Source organism: Naasia aerilata, assembly GCF_030296595.1.
Classification (GTDB): domain Bacteria; phylum Actinomycetota; class Actinomycetes; order Actinomycetales; family Microbacteriaceae; genus Naasia; species Naasia aerilata.
Map to the genome: position 1 here is coordinate 110,760 of NZ_AP027731.1, position 14,870 is coordinate 125,629.

Genomic DNA, 14,870 nt, shown 5'->3' on the forward strand with positions numbered 1-14,870 from the left:
GCCCCCGATTCTAGAGCCGCCGCCTGCGAGCGCCCCTCCGCGTCCCAGCGCGCCCCGGTCGCGACGTGTCGCAACCGTGCGGACGTGTCGCAACGGCGCACCGTTGCGACACGTCCGCTTCGTTGCGATTCAGCGGACTAGCGGTGGGCGCCCCGCCGGGGAACAGCACCGCGACCCACACCACGGCGACCGCGAGGATTCCGAGGCACCAGGCCAGCGCGGTGACGGGCTGCCCCTCCCCCACTCCGGTCAGGAGGGACCGCAGAGTCTCGATGATCGGGGTGATCGGCTGGTTGTCCGCGACCCACTGCAGCCAGGACGGCATCGTGTCGACGGGGACGAAGGCGCTCGAGACGTAGGGCAGGAACAGGAGGATGAACCCGTACCCGCTCGCCGCCTGCGCATTGCCGGCCGCGAGGCCGATGGCCGCGAACAGGTAGGTGATGGCGAGGATGTAGAGGGCCACGAGGCCGCCCGTCGCGATCCACTCGAAGACGCCCGCGTTCGGCCGGAACCCGACGAGCAGCGCCACGGCGATGACCGCGGCCGTCGCCACGAGGTTCCGGATCAGGCTCGCCGCGACGTGGCCGGTCAGGACCGCCCAGCTGCGGATCGGCATGGTGCGGAACCGGTCCATGATCCCGGACTCCTTGTCGTCCGCGACGTCGACGGCGGTGGACGCCGCGCCGAAGCCGGCGCAGAGCAGCACGATGCCCGGCACGACGTAGTCGACGTACGCGCCGTCCTCCTGGATCGCGCCGCCGAACACGTAGGTGAACATGAGCATCAGCAGGATCGGCAGCAGGATCGCCATGACGAGCACGTCCGGAGTGCGGAGGGCGCGACGCAGGCTCCGGTCGAGGAACACGCGCTCCTCGGACAGGAAGCCGGGCCGGCCGAGAGAGGCCCGGGTCGGGGCGAGCGCGCTCATGCCGCCACCTCCTCGCGGCCGGTGACGGCGACGAACACGTCGTCGAGGGTCGGCATGCGCACCTCCACGGTGCCCTCGATTCCCGCGAGGGATTCGAGCGCCCGGCGGTAGCCCTCGACGGTGCCGTCGAGCGGCACCGAGGCCGCGATCCCGGCGCTCGTGCGCACCTCGAGGACCTCCTGGCCGATCCGCCGCTTGAGCTCCGCGGGCGCTCCCTCCGCGACGATCCCGCCGCGGGCGAGGACCACGACGCGGTCGGCCAGCCGGTCGGCCTCCTCGAGGTACTGGGTGGTGAGGAGCACCGAGGTGCCCCCGGCGCGGAGGGCGCGCACGTCCTCCCACAGCGACTGCCGGCTGACCGTGTCGAGGCCCGTTGTGGGCTCGTCCAGGAACAGCACGGGAGGGGTCACGAGGAGGCTCAGGGCGAGATCGAGCCGGCGGCGGAGGCCGCCCGAGTAGGTCTTCACCTGCTTGCCCGCGACGCCGGCCAGGTCGAACCGCTCGACCAGCTCGGCGCCCCGGCGGCGCGCGTCTCGCGCGCCCAGCCCGCTCAAGCGGCCGATCATCCGGAGGTTCTCGATGCCGGTGAGCACCGGATCGACCGACGCGGCCTGGCCGATGAGCCCGATCCGCTCCCGGACCTCGGCGGCCTGGGTGCGCACGTCGAAGCCCGCGACGCTCGCCTCCCCGCGGTCGGCACGGACCAGGGTGGCGAGGATGTTCACGAGCGTCGTCTTGCCGGCCCCGTTGGGCCCGAGGAGCGCGACGACCGCGCCCCGTTCGACGTCGAGGTCCACTCGGTCGAGCACGGTCTCACCTCCGTAGTCCTTTCCCACTTCGCGCATTCGGATCGCGAGTTCCATGACCTCTCCTTCCGCTTCGGTCGTAAACTGTTTAGTGCGTACACTGTGTGTAAGTGATACACAGTAAGAGTGGAGAACGTCAACACCGACACGCCGAAGCCGGACTCTCCGGACGAGCCGGAGCTCCCTCGCGGCGTCGCGCTCGCCTGGGGGGTCGTGGCGAACCCGCAGCGCGGCCCCAAGCGCGAGCTGAGCGCCGAGCGGATCGTCGAGGTGGCGGCCGAGATCGCGGACGAGAGCGGGCTGGCCGGCGTCTCGATGTCCGCAGTGGCCGCCCGGCTCGGCTTCACCACGATGTCCCTGTACCGGTACGTGACCGCGAAGGAGGACCTGCTCCTCCTGCTGGGCGAGTACGGCATCGGCGTCCCGCCCGCGCGCATCACCGAGGCGCCCGACTGGCGGGAGGGGCTCCGCCGCTGGCACGCCGCGGTGACGGAGGTCTACTCCGCGCGGCCGTGGCTGCTCGACCTGCCCGTCGACGGCGCCCCGATCACGCCCAACAGCCTCGCCTGGCTCGAGTCGGCGCTCACCGTGCTCTCGCGCACTCCCCTGCCGCCCGCCGACCGCCTCAACGCGGCCATCCTGATGAGCGGTCAGGCCCGGTGGGAGGGCGTCGTGGCTCGGGGGTACACCGAGATCGCCGGTACCGGGGTCACCCGGGCTGAGCGGGGGCGGCTCGAGGACTTCGTCTACGGCAGGCTGGCCGGACCCGACTTCTTCCCCATCCTCGCCGAGACGGTCGCGGCATCGGGCATGGAGGACGAGCGGGAGTCCTTCCGCTTCGGCCTCGACCGGATCCTCGACGGGCTCGAGCTGCACATGCAGCGGATGACCGGCGACGCCCCCAGGCTCCCCGGCCTGCACCGGACGAGTCCTCCTACCCCCGCGACGAGGCCGTCCGCCGGGCCCGGCAGGTGCGACGGGAAGCGGAGAAGAGTCTGCGCGAGGCGATCAAGCGCGAGAAGGAGCTGGTCGCGAAGGCCCGGGAGCGCGAGGCCAAGGAACGCGAGCGGGAGACCAAGGAGCGCGAGCGCCAGGCGCGCGCCCGCGGCTGAGCCGCTCGCGCGGGTGCTGCGGACAATCCACGGCTGGCAGCGGGGTGGCGGATGTCCGCACGACCCGCGGCAGCTAGGGGCGCGTCGCGGAGGTGGTGCGGGGGCGTCCGGTGAGGTCGGGGGTCGTGGCCGCGGCGCGCCAGCCGTCGGCCGCGAGCAGGGCGCGGATGTCCTCGCCCTGGAGTTCGCCGTGCTCGAGGACGAGGGTCCCTCCGGAGTGGAGCAGCCGCAGAGCCGTGCGGGACACGGCGCGGACGATGTCGAGGCCGTCCTCTCCTCCGTACAGCGCCGCGGGCGGGTCGTAGAGGCGCACCTCCGGATCGCGCGGGATGGCATCCGTCGGGATGTACGGCGGGTTGGAGACGACCACCGACACGCGTCCGTCGAGGTCGGGCAGCGCCTCGGCGAGGTCGGTGAACACCATGCGGGCGTTGGTCGCACCCGTGCGCCGGAGGTTCTCCCGTGCCCAGATGTACGCCTCGGTGGAGTTCTCCACGCCGATCACGCGGGCGTGCGGGACCTCGGTGGCGAGGGAGAGGGCGAGCGCGCCGCTTCCCGTGCCGAGGTCGACGGCGATGGGCTCGGCGGCCGCGACGGCGCGCAGGGCGTCGATCGCCACCTGGGCCACCTGCTCGGTCTCGGGCCGGGGCACGAAGACGCCGGGGCCCACGGCAAGCTCGAGCGTCCGGAACGCAGCGACTCCGGTGAGGTGCTGCAGCGGCTCACGTGCGGCACGGCGCTCCACCAGCCGCGCGATGGCGTCCGCGGCGTCGGCCGGGAGGTAGGAGCCCGAGACGGCGAGGGCCTGCACGCGCCCCCGCGAGACCCCGAGCACATGCGCGACGAGGAGCTCCGCGTCGACGGACCCGGACGGCACACGCGCCCGCCCGAGCACCTGGACGGCGGCGCGAAGCACCTCCCCACCGAGCTGCCGACTTCTGCGGCAACTGGGCGCTGAGTTGCCGCAGAAGTGGGCAGGTCAGGCATCGGTGGGAGCGAGGGCGGCGAGGCGGGCCTCCTCGTCCGCAGCGATCGCGGACTGCACGATCGGCTCGAGCGCGCCGTTCATCACCTGGTCCAGGTTGTACGCCTTGTAGCCCGTGCGGTGGTCCGCGATGCGGTTCTCGGGGAAGTTGTAGGTGCGGATCCGCTCCGACCTGTCGACCGTGCGGATCTGGCTGCGGCGGGCGGCGGAGGCCTCGGCGTCGGCCGCCTCCTGCTGCGCCGCGAGGATGCGGGCGCGGAGCACGCGCATGCCGGCCTCGCGATTCTGCAGCTGGCTCTTCTCGTTCTGCATCGACACGACGATGCCCGTCGGCAGGTGGGTGATGCGCACGGCCGAGTCGGTCGTGTTGACCGACTGCCCGCCGGGCCCGGACGACCGGAACACGTCGATCTTCAGGTCGTTCGGGTTGATCGCGACCTCTTCGGGCTCGTCGACCTCGGGGAAGACGAGGACTCCGGCGGCGGAGGTGTGGATGCGCCCCTGCGACTCGGTCGCGGGCACGCGCTGGACGCGGTGCACGCCGCCCTCGTACTTGAGGTGCGCCCACACGCCCTGCGCCGGATCCGAGGAGCTGCCCTTGATCCCGACCTGCACGTCCTTGTAGCCGCCGAGGTCGCTCTCGGTGCGGTCGAGCAGCTCGGTCTTCCACCCCTTCGCCTCGGCGTAGTGCAGGTACATGCGCAGGAGGTCCGCCGCGAACAGCGCCGACTCCTCGCCGCCCTCGCCGGCCTTGATCTCCATGATCACGTCGCGCCCGTCGTCGGGATCGCGCGGGATGAGGAGTCGGCGCAGCCGCTCCTCGGCCTCGGTGTGCCGCTCCTCGAGCCCCGGGATCTCCTCAGCGAAGGACGCGTCCTCCTGAGCGAGCTCGCGGGCGGCGGCGAGGTCGTCGCCGAGCTCGAGCCAGCTGCTGTGCGCGGCGACGATGCGGCTCAGCTCGGCGTACCGCCGGTTGACCCGCTTCGCCCGCGCTGCGTCGGCGTGCAGCGCAGGGTCCCCGAGCTGCTCCTGCAGTTGCTCGTGCTCGGCGATCAGACCGGCGACGGATTCGAAGATGGCTCAGCCCTCGTGGTGGTGGCCGTTGCCGTTCGACGCGTGGCCGTTCGTCGCGGGCAGCGACTTCTGGATCTGCATGAGGAACTCGACGTTCGACTGCGTCTCCTTGAGCTTGCCGAGCACGACCTCGAGGGCCTGCTGGGTCTCGAGCCCGGCGAGCGCGCGGCGCAGCTTCCAGGTCACCTTGACCTCGTCGGCGCCCATCAGCATCTCCTCGCGGCGGGTGCCGGAGGCGCTGACGTCGACGGCGGGGAAGATCCGCTTGTCGGCGAGCGAGCGGGAGAGCCGGAGCTCCATGTTCCCGGTGCCCTTGAACTCCTCGAAGATGACCTCGTCCATCTTGGAGCCGGTCTCGACGAGCGCCGTGGCGAGGATCGTCAGGGAGCCGCCGTTCTCGATGTTGCGCGCGGCGCCGAAGAACCGCTTCGGCGGGTACAGGGCGGCCGAGTCGACGCCACCGGACAGGATGCGGCCCGACGGCGGCGCGGTGATGTTGTACGCGCGGCCCAGGCGGGTGATCGAGTCGAGCAGCACGACCACGTCGTAGCCGAGCTCCACCAGGCGCTTCGCACGCTCGATGGCGAGCTCGGCGACCGTGGTGTGATCCTCGGCGGGCCGGTCGAAGGTGGAGGCGATGACCTCGCCCTTCACCGTGCGCTGCATGTCGGTGACCTCCTCGGGGCGCTCGTCGACGAGCACGACCATGAGGTGGACCTCGGGGTTGTTCTTCGCGATCGCGCCGGCGATGGCCTGCAGGATCAGCGTCTTGCCGGCCTTCGGCGGCGAGACGATGAGCCCTCGCTGGCCCTTGCCGATCGGCGCGACGAGGTCGATGATCCGGGTGGACAGCTTGGCCGGGTCGCTCTCGAGCCGCAGGCGCTCCTGCGGGTAGAGCGGGGTCAGCTTGCCGAACTCGACGCGGTTCGCGGCCTCGTCGACGGGCAGCCCGTTGACGGAGTCGATCTTGACGATCGCGTTGTACTTCTGGCGGCCGGCCTCGCCGTCGCGCGGCTGGCGGATGGCGCCGACCACGGCGTCACCCTTGCGCAGGTTGTACTTCTTCACCTGGCCGAGCGAGACGTAGACGTCGCTCGCACCGGGGAGGTACCCCGTGGTGCGCACGAACGCGTAGTTGTCGAGGACGTCGAGGATGCCCGCGACGGGGATGAGGACGTCGTCCTCGCTGATCTCGGGCTCGAAGTCGTCGCCGATCGGGCCGCGGCGCTTGCGGTCGCGGTAGCGGCTGCGGCCGCCGCGCTCGCCGTCCTGGCGGTCGCCCTGCTGGCCGTTCTGGCCGCGGTCGCCCTGATCGAGGCTCTGGCCGCGGTCGCCCTGCTGCTGGCGGTCACCCTGCTGCTGACGATCGCCCTGCTGCTGGCGGTCGCCCTGCTGACGGTCGCCCTGCTTGCGGTCGCCCTGCTGCTGGCCGTTCTGGCCACGCTCGGCCTGCTGGCCGTTCTGGCCACGGTCGCCCTGCTGGCCGTTCTGGCCGCGGTCGCCCTGCTGCCGGTCGCCCTGCTGACGGTCGCGCCCGCGCCCACGGCGGCCCGACCGGCCGGTGGACTCGGCCGGGGCCTCGCCCTCCTCGGTCGTCGAATCCGTGTCGGAGTCGGAACCCTCGGCGGCGTCGCCATCGGGGTGCTGGCCGTCGTGCTGGCCCTCGGACGGCGCCTGCTCGGGGTGAGCCTCGGCGGCGGAGGCCTCGAGGTCCTCGGTGATGCCGGTCACGCCGCGGTTCACGTGGTCGACGGCGCTCTTCGGCTCGGAGGTCTCCTCCTGGACGACGGCGGGGCTCTCCGCGTCGGCGGCGGGCTCGGTCGTCTTCGGCGCCTGCGCGACATCGGCGCTCGTGGCACGGCGTCCGCGGCGGCGCGGTGCGGGGGCCGCCTCGGCCTCCGGGGCGCTGGTCTCGACGGCGGGGATGCTCACGGGCTGGTCCTGCTCGGGCGCGTCGGCCGGCGTCTGCTCGGTCGCGCCGAGCTCCTCGGCGGGCGCCTCGTCGGCGACCGGCGCGACGGAGTCGGCCGGTGCCGCTGCCGCATCGGGCGTGGTGGCGTCGACGGCGTCCGCTGCCACGGCGTCGGCGCCGTGGGTGTCTGCGGCCTCGGCCTCGGGGGCGTCCGGCGCGAGCTCCGTCACGTCGGTGCCCTCGGCGCTCGGCGCGTCGGTGTCGATCGCCTCCGCACCCTGTGCGTCTGCGTCAGTCGCCTCCGCACCCTGTGCGTCTGCGTCAGTCGCCTCCGCACCCTGTGCGTCGGTGCTCACTGCCTCCGCACTCTGTGCGTCGGTGTCCACTGCCTCCGCACTCTGTGCGTCGGTGCCGGTGTCGGCTTGTGCGTCTGAGATTGCTGCCACGAGTTCTCCCTTTCGGAGTCTGGCTGCGTTCTTGATGCCGAGCGCGGCGGCGATCGCCTGAAGTTCCGCGAGGCGCAGGGCCGTCAGCGGGGCCGCAGGCGCGGCGCTGATGTCGACATCAGTCACGAAGAAGGTTTCCTTGGTCCCAAGACCGGGTCCTCCGCACGGCATTGCACCTGCGGACCCGGGGGTCTGAATTCTCGTCCGGTGATTCGGATCCGGTCCCCGTCGGAGACCGGCCGTGATCCGCGCGCTAAGAAGACAGCGGCGAACGCACCGGATTGGGCACAACTGTAGCACCCTTGATGTCGACGGCCAGCATGAGCGGCTGCCACCGCGTGGCGGCGTTGGCTGCCACCAGTTCGGCCGCGTCGAGACGCTCTGCGGGGTTGCTGCCCAGCACGAGGATCGAGGGTCCGGCTCCCGAGACGACGGCCGGATGCCCGTGCGAGCGGAGCAGGCGCACGAGCATGTCGGTCTCCGGCATGGCCGCGGCGCGGTAGCTCTGGTGCAGCTTGTCCTCGGTGGCGGCGAGCAGCAGCTCGGGGCTCTGGATGAGGGCCGCGACGAGCAGCGCCGATCGCGAGACGTTGAAGATGGCGTCCTCGTGCGGCACGGATGCGGGCTGCAGGCTGCGAGCGAGCGCGGTCGACATCGTGTGCTCGGGCACGAACACGAGGGGCGAGACGCCGCGGTGCACGATGAGCTTCTTGTGCTGCGGCCCGTCCTCGGTGACCCACGCGATGGTGAGGCCGCCGAAGAGGGCGGGGGCCACGTTGTCGGGGTGCCCCTCGAGCTCGGTGGCGAGGGCGAGGAGGGCGTCCGCGTCCAGCTCGGCCTCCCCGTCCAGCAGCCCCTTGGCGGCCATCACGCCGGACACGATGGCGGCACCCGAGGACCCGAGGCCCCGGCCGTGCGGGATGGCGTTGCGGGCGATCAGGTCGAGGCCGGGCATCTCCCGGCCGACCGCGGCGAACGTGTGCGCGATGGAGCGGACGACGAGGTTGGTCGCGTCGGTCGGCACCTCCCCGCGCCGATGCCGCGCACGTCGACTGTTGCGCCGGGCTCCTCGCGGACCGTGACCGTGAGCTCGTCGTAGAGCGAGAGCGCGAGGCCCAGCGTGTCGAAGCCCGGTCCGAGGTTCGCACTGGTCGCGGGGACCCGGACCGTGACGCTGCGGCCGACCGGAAGGCTCACGCGGCCGCTCCCGAGGGGGCGAGGCCGAGGAGGCCCGCGATCGCATCCGGATCGACCGGCACGCTCGTGGGCGTCACATCGGAGCCGTCCGCGGCGCGCAGCGCCCACTGCGGGTCCTTGAGGCCGTGGCCGGTGACCGTCAGGACCACCTTGGCGCCCTTCGGGATCGCGCCTGCGGCGGACCGCTCGAGGAGGCCCGCGACACTGATGGCGGACGCCGGCTCGACGAAGATGCCGACCTCCGCAGAGAGGATGCGGTGCGCGTCGAGGATCGCGGCGTCCTCGATGGCGCCGAAGTACCCGTCGCTGTCGTCCCTCGCGGCCAGCGCGAGCTCCCACGACGCGGGATTCCCGATCCGGATGGCGCTCGCGATGGTCTCCGGGTTCTTGACGGGCTCGCCCAGCACGATGGGGGCGCTGCCTGCAGCCTGGAAGCCGAACATCCGCGGCAGGACCGAGGTCTCCCCACGGTCGAGCTCCTCGCGGTAGCCGCGGTGGTACGCGGTGTAGTTGCCCGCGTTGCCGACCGGGATGAAGTGGAAGTCGGGCGCGAAGCCGAGAGCCTCGACGACCTCGAACGCGGCCGTCTTCTGCCCCTCGATGCGGTCCGGGTTGACGGAGTTGACGAGGTGCACCGGGTACTTCGCGGCGAGTTCGCGCGCGAGGTCGAGGCAGTCGTCGAAGTTGCCCTGCACCTGCAGCAGCTCGGCGTTGTGCGCGATCGCCTGGCTCAGCTTGCCCATCGCGATCTTGCCCTCGGGCACGAGGACGGCCGCGGTGATGCCGGCATGGGTCGCGTAGGCGGCCGCCGACGCGGAGGTGTTGCCCGTGGAGGCGCAGATGACGGCCTTCGCGCCGTGCTCGAGCGCCTTCGAGATGGCCATGGTCATGCCCCGGTCCTTGAAGGACCCGGTGGGGTTCATCCCCTCGAACTTCACCCACACGTCGGCCCCGGTCCGCTCGGAGAGCGCCCGGGCGGGGATCAGCGGAGTGCCGCCCTCGCCGAGCGTCACGACCGGGGTCGCCTCGCTCACGTCGAGCCGGTCGGCGTATTCACGGATGACGCCGCGCCACTGAGAGGCCACGGTCACTCCCCTTCGATTCGGAGGACGGACAGGACGGCGACCACGGCATCGACGGCGCCCAGCGCCGCGACAGTCGCGGAGAGGGCGGCCTCCGTCGCCGAGTGGGTGCCGATGACCAGGGTAGCGGTGCCCTCCACGTCGTCCCCGTGCGGGAAGGGGATGGACTGCTCCACCGTCTCGACGCTCACGCCGTTCTCGCTGAAGATTCCGGCGATGGCGGCCAGCACGCCGGGACGATCCTGCACCGAGAGGGTCACGCGGTACTGGGTCGTGACGCTGCCGATGTCGAGCACGGGCAGGTCCGCCGACGCCGACTCGGCGACGCCGGGTCCGCCTGCGACGTGCCGGCGGGCGGCGGAGACGAGGTCGCCGAGCACGGCCGAGGCCGTCTCCACTCCCCGGCGCCCGCGCCGTAGAACATGAGGTTGCCGGCCGCCTCGGCCTCGACGAAGACCGCGTTATTCGCGCCGCGCACGGCGGCGAGGGGATGCTCGCGCGAGACGAGTGCGGGATAGACGCGCGCGCTGACGCCCTCCATCCCGGTCGCCGGGTCGAGCAGGCGCTCGCAGATCGCGAGGAGCTTGACGACGTAGCCGGCCTTCCGCGCGCTCTCCACGTCGTCGAGGGTGATCCCGGCGATGCCCTCGCGGTAGACCGCCTCGACGGGCACGCGGGTGTGGAACGCGAGGCTCGCGAGGATGGCGGCCTTCTGCGCCGCGTCGTAGCCCTCGATGTCGCCGCTCGGGTCGGCCTCCGCGTAGCCCAGCCGGCGCGCCGCGGCGAGGGCCGTGGCGAAGTCCTCCCCTGCGGAGTCCATCCGGTCGAGCACGAAGTTGGTCGTCCCGTTGACGATGCCGAGGATCCGCTCCACCCGGTCGCCGGCGAGGCTGTCGCGGAGGGGCCGGATGATCGGGATGGCGCCGCCGACCGCGGCCTCGTAGTAGAGCTGCGCCCCGACCTGCTCGGCGAGGTCGAACAGCTCCTGACCGTGGTTCGCGAGCAGCGCCTTGTTGCCGGTGATGACGTCCGCTCCCGACCCGAGCGCGAGCAGGATGTACTCCCGGGCCGGCTCGATGCCGCCCATCAGCTCGATGACGATGTCGGCGCCGAGGATGAGCTCGCGGGCGTCGGTCGTGAGCAGCTCGCGCGGGATGCGCTCGGGCCGCGGAGCGTCGAGGTCGCGCACCGCGATCCCGGCGAGGGTGAGCCGGGCGCCCGCGCGGGCGGCCAGCTCGTCGCCGTGCTGGAGCAGGAGGGATGCCACCTGCCCGCCGACGGAGCCGGCGCCGAGCAGGGCGATGGACAGGGTCCGGTACTCGATCACGCGGGAACCTCCGAGACGGGCTGGGCCTCGGCGTCACGGCTCAGCAGGTCCGCGATGCTCTCGCCGCGGACCAGGAGCCGCGCGGCCCCGTCGCGCACCGCGACGACGGGCGGGCGGCCGAGGTGGTTGTAGTTGCTCGCGAGCGACCAGCAGTACGCGCCGGTGGCCGGCACGGCGAGCAGGTCGCCCGGGCGGATGTCGCCGGGCAGGTACTCCGCGTTGACGACGATGTCCCCGCTCTCGCAGTGCTTGCCCGCCACGCGCACGAGCACGGGCTCCTCGGCCGAGACGCGCGACGCGATGCGCGCCGAGTACTCGGCGCCGTACAGCTCGGGCCGCGGGTTGTCGCTCATGCCGCCGTCGACGCTCACATAGCGGCGGACAGCGGCGCCGCCCTCCCGCTCCACGCGGACATCCTTGATCGTGCCCACCTCGTAGAGGGTGACGCCGGCCGGACCGATGATCGATCGGCCCGGCTCGATGGCCATGTTCGGGATCGGGATGCCGAGGCGCGTGCACTCGGCCTCGACGACCGCGGCCATCTGCGCGGCCAGCGCGCCGACGGGGGCCGGGTCGTCGGCGACCGTATAGGCGATCCCGAAGCCGCCGCCGAGGTTGAGGCTCGGCACCGGGCCGCCCTCCAGGAGCTCCTTCTGCACCGCGAGCAGCCGGGCCGCGGCCTCCTCGAAGCCGCCCGTCTCGAAGATCTGCGACCCGATGTGCGAGTGCAGGCCGAGGAACTCCAGGGACGGCTGGGCACGGATCGCGGCGACGACCGCGGGCACATCGGCGAGCGGGATGCCGAACTTCTGGTCCTCGCGGGCGGTCGCGAGGTACTCGTGCGTCGACGCGTGCACGCCGCTGTTGACGCGGAGCCGGACGGGCTGCCTCGACCCGCGCTCGGCAGCGATCGCCGCGACGCGCTCGAGCTCGTACACGCTGTCGAGGACGAGGCCGCCGACCCCCGCGTCGACGATCGCCTCCAGCTCGGCGTTCGACTTGTTGTTGCCGTGGTAGCCGATCCGGGCGGGGTCGAAGCCCGCGGCCAGCGCGACCGCGAACTCTCCGTCGCTGCAGACGTCGAGGTTCAGCCCGAGCTCCGCCATCCATCGGGCCACGCCGACCGAGAGGAACGCCTTGCCGGCGTAGTAGACGCTCACGGACGCCCCGATCCGGCCGAACTCCCGGCGGAACGCGTCGAGGATGAGGGCCGCGCGGCGGCGTGCGTCCTCCTCGTCGACGACGTACAGCGGGGTGCCGTACTGGCGCACGAGGTCGGTCGCCGAGACGCCCGCGAGCACGAGCTCCCCGTCCCGCCGGGTCGCCCCTGATGGCCAGACGGCCCGTGCGAGCGCGTTGGCGTCGTCGGGCACGGGCAGCCACTCGGGTGCGAGCGGATTGGCGGTGCTGGTCACGTAGGTCTCCGGAGTGGATCTGCGGAGGCGAGCGGACCCGGATTGGTCCCTGAAGCCGGTGAAAGTCGCGGACGAGCCTATCGAACGGCGGCCGCGCCCCGGCGCACCCTCACGAGCACGAGCCGGTGCGGGAGAGGGCGTCGGAGGTCAGCAGCACGTCCCGGCCCGAGAGGGAGACGCGGGCGCTGCCGTCGCCGACGAGGAGCGAGTCGATCGCGATGGCCTCGGGCAGGTACTGGGCGACGCAGACGGAGATCCCGTCCGGCGCGACGCGCTCGAGCAGCGCGGTCGCGTCGAGATCGACGCCGCCGCTGCGGACCGCGGCCGACTGCGGGGCCAGGTCCAGGCGCCCTGCGCTGAGGGACGGCCGGGCCGTGAGCACGTACTGCACGGTCGCCCCGAACAGCTGGGTCTCGTCGGTGTACTCCACGGCTCCGCCGGTGAGCGCAACATCGCCGGGGTACCCCTGTCCCTTCAGCACCGCCTGGACCGCGCGCTCGTCGAGCACCGCACCCCCGGTGAGCCGCTCGACCCGCTTCGACGTGTCGACGGGGACCCCGTGCAGCTGCACGTTCGCCGTCACCGGGACGCCCTGGACCGTCAGGTCGTCGGAGCTGAGGTCGACCTCGTCCATCCATCCGCTCAGGTACTGGACGAGGAGGAAGACGCCGCGGATGCGCACGTGGACGTCGCCCTCGACGCCGGCGGGGAGGCTCTCCTCCACCTTGTTCGCGATGTACTCCTCGGCGACCGCTCGACCCGCGATGTTGAGGACCACGAGCAGGGTCGCGACGATCACCACCAGGACCAGCGGGACGATGATCCACAGCCGCCGTCGGTGCTTGCGCGGTGCGTCCCGGTAGCGGAGCGCGCGCAGGGTGGGCTCCGAGCCGATCGTCACATCCGCTCCGGTGCGCCGACCCCCAGCAGGCCGAGCCCGGACCGGAGCACCTGCCCGACGGCGTCGTTCAGCCAGAGGCGGCTGCGGTGCACGGCCTCGATCGGCGCGTCCCCGAGGGGGATGACACGGCAGCTGTCGTACCAGCGGTGGTAGGTGCCGGCGAGCTCCTCGAGGTATCGGGCGACCCGGTGCGGCTCGCGGAGCTCGGCCGCCTGCGCGACGATCCGCGGGAACTCCTGGAGCACGCCGAGCAGGATCGACTCGGTCTCGTGCTCGAGCGTCGCCGGATCGAACGCGGGCTCGCCGTCCTCGAACCGCCGGACGCCGGACGCCTCCGCGTTGCGGTCGACGGCGCTCGTGCGGGCGTGGGCGTACTGCACGTAGTAGACGGGGTTGTCGTTGGTGTGCTTGGTGAGCAGGTCGAGGTCGACGTCGAGCTGCGAGTCGGCCGAGGACCGGACGAGCGCGTACCGGGCGGCGTCGACTCCGACCGCCTCCACGAGGTCGTCCATCGTGACGACGTTGCCGGCGCGCTTGCTCATCCGCACCGGCTCGCCGTCCTTGACGAGGTTGACGAGCTGCCCGATGAGGATCTCGAGGTTGACGTACGGGGTGTCCCCGAACGCCGCCACCATCGCCATGAGCCGGCCGATGTAGCCGTGGTGATCCGCGCCCAGCATGATGATGTTCCGGTCGAAGCCGCGCTCGCGCTTGTTGAGGTAGTAGGCCAGGTCGCCCGCGATGTACGCCGGCTCCCCGTCGCTCTTGATCACCACGCGGTCGCGGTCGTCGCCGAACTCGGTCGTCCGCAGCCAGACGGCCCCGTCGGCCTCGAAGATGTGCCCCAGCTCGCGGAGCCGCGCGACGGCGTGCTGGACCGCGCCCGTCTCGTGGAGCGAGTTCTCGTGGAAGTACACGTCGAAGTCGACGCCGAACTCGTGCAGCGACGACTTGATGTCGCCGAACATCAGCTCGACGCCCTCCGCACGGAAGACCTCCTGGGCCTCCTCGCGGGGCAGCGCGGCCAGGTCGCCGGCGTGCCCGGCGACGACGCGCGACACGATCTCGCCGATGTACGCGCCGGCGTAGCCATCCTCCGGGGTGTCCTCTCCGAGGAAGCTCGCGAGGAGGCTGCGGCTGAACCGGTCGATCTGGGCGCCGTGGTCGTTGAAGTAGTACTCGCGCGCCACCTCGGCGCCCTGGGCCTGCAGAATCCGAGCGAGGCTGTCGCCCACGGCGGCCCAGCGGGCGCCGCCGAGGTGGATGGGGCCGGTCGGGTTCGCGGAGACGAACTCGAGGTTCATCCGCACGCCGGCGAGCGCCTCGCCGCGACCGTAGCCTTGAGCGTCGTCCACGATCTGGCGGGCCAGCGCACCGGCCGCCGCGGTCTCGAGCGTGATGTTGATGAAGCCGGGCCCCGCGATGTCGACCTTGCGGACGCCGTCGAGCGCGGCGATGCCGTCGGCGAGCTCCGTCGCGAGCTCCCGCGGGTTGGTGCCGAACCGCTTCGCAAAGCGCATGGCGACGTTGCTCGCCCAGTCGCCGTGGTCCCGGTTGCGGGGGCGCTCGAGCGCCACATCCGCGGACGTGGGACGGACATCGTCGATGCCTCGGCGGCCGGCGGCTTCCGTCACGAGGTGGGCGACGGTATCGGCGAGCGCGGCGGGTGTCACGGCGATCAA

The 14,870-nt window shown here is 72.3% G+C and carries 10 protein-coding genes and 3 pseudogenes; 2 read left to right on the top strand and 11 right to left on the bottom strand.

What is annotated here, in order from left to right:
• Nucleotides 1–10: 10 nt before the first annotated feature.
• Entirely contained in the window at nt 11–931 is a 921-nt protein-coding gene (locus QUE51_RS00620; RefSeq protein ID WP_286277699.1) for an ABC transporter permease, read from the bottom strand.
• Entirely contained in the window at nt 928–1,794 is an 867-nt protein-coding gene (locus QUE51_RS00625; RefSeq protein ID WP_286277700.1) for an ABC transporter ATP-binding protein, read from the bottom strand. Before QUE51_RS00625 ends, QUE51_RS00620 begins: the two co-directional genes overlap by 4 nt.
• A 213-nt stretch (nt 1,795–2,007) precedes the next feature.
• Here QUE51_RS00625 and QUE51_RS17630 point away from each other — a divergent pair.
• Nucleotides 2,008–2,595, top strand: a pseudogene (locus tag QUE51_RS17630) (TetR/AcrR family transcriptional regulator); the annotation flags it as partial.
• A 113-nt stretch (nt 2,596–2,708) separates the two neighbouring features.
• Nucleotides 2,709–2,849, top strand: a complete 141-nt coding sequence (locus tag QUE51_RS00630; RefSeq protein ID WP_286277701.1) for a hypothetical protein — start codon at nt 2,709–2,711, stop codon at nt 2,847–2,849.
• Between the two features lie 73 nt (nt 2,850–2,922).
• On the opposite strand, the gene prmC is transcribed toward QUE51_RS00630, so the two are convergent.
• The 9 genes and pseudogenes from prmC to argS all read right to left on the bottom strand — a co-directional run bounded on the left by prmC (nt 2,923) and on the right by argS (nt 14,861).
• The gene (prmC, locus tag QUE51_RS00635) at nt 2,923–3,765 is read right to left on the bottom strand and encodes a peptide chain release factor N(5)-glutamine methyltransferase (RefSeq protein WP_286277702.1); all 843 of its coding nucleotides are present in this window, start codon (nt 3,763–3,765) and stop codon (nt 2,923–2,925) included.
• A gap of 63 nt (nt 3,766–3,828) precedes the next feature.
• Nucleotides 3,829–4,911, bottom strand: coding sequence for a peptide chain release factor 1 (gene prfA / locus QUE51_RS00640; RefSeq protein WP_286279474.1), 1,083 nt, complete (start codon nt 4,909–4,911; stop codon nt 3,829–3,831).
• 3 nt (nt 4,912–4,914) lie between these two features.
• On the bottom strand, nt 4,915–7,437 hold the full coding sequence (gene rho, locus QUE51_RS00645; protein WP_286277703.1) for a transcription termination factor Rho: 2,523 nt from the start codon (nt 7,435–7,437) through the stop codon (nt 4,915–4,917).
• An 82-nt stretch (nt 7,438–7,519) separates the two neighbouring features.
• Nucleotides 7,520–8,463, bottom strand: a pseudogene (gene thrB / locus QUE51_RS00650) (homoserine kinase).
• Nucleotides 8,460–9,548, bottom strand: coding sequence for a threonine synthase (thrC, locus tag QUE51_RS00655; RefSeq protein WP_286277705.1), 1,089 nt, complete (start codon nt 9,546–9,548; stop codon nt 8,460–8,462). Before thrC ends, thrB begins: the two are co-directional and overlap by 4 nt.
• A gap of 2 nt (nt 9,549–9,550) precedes the next feature.
• Nucleotides 9,551–10,872 (bottom strand): annotated as a pseudogene (locus QUE51_RS00660) (homoserine dehydrogenase).
• Nucleotides 10,869–12,287, bottom strand: a complete 1,419-nt coding sequence (lysA, locus tag QUE51_RS00665) for a diaminopimelate decarboxylase (RefSeq protein ID WP_286277706.1) — start codon at nt 12,285–12,287, stop codon at nt 10,869–10,871. Before lysA ends, QUE51_RS00660 begins: the two are co-directional and overlap by 4 nt.
• A 109-nt stretch (nt 12,288–12,396) precedes the next feature.
• Nucleotides 12,397–13,188: an LmeA family phospholipid-binding protein gene (locus QUE51_RS00670; protein ID WP_286277707.1), complete on the bottom strand. Its 792-nt coding sequence runs from the start codon at nt 13,186–13,188 to the stop codon at nt 12,397–12,399.
• Nucleotides 13,185–14,861 (bottom strand): arginine--tRNA ligase, encoded by a 1,677-nt coding sequence (argS, locus tag QUE51_RS00675; protein ID WP_286277709.1) that lies wholly within the window; start codon nt 14,859–14,861, stop codon nt 13,185–13,187. Before argS ends, QUE51_RS00670 begins: the two co-directional genes overlap by 4 nt.
• Between the last annotated feature and the right edge of the window lie 9 nt (nt 14,862–14,870).

Coding starts and splice junctions, on each gene's coding strand:
- QUE51_RS00620 (WP_286277699.1), bottom strand. CDS start 931: ATGAGCGCGCTCGCCCCGACCCGGGCCTCTCTCGGCCGGCCCGGCTTC.
- QUE51_RS00625 (WP_286277700.1), bottom strand. CDS start 1,794: ATGGAACTCGCGATCCGAATGCGCGAAGTGGGAAAGGACTACGGAGGT.
- rho (WP_286277703.1), bottom strand. CDS start 7,437: ATGCCGTGCGGAGGACCCGGTCTTGGGACCAAGGAAACCTTCTTCGTG.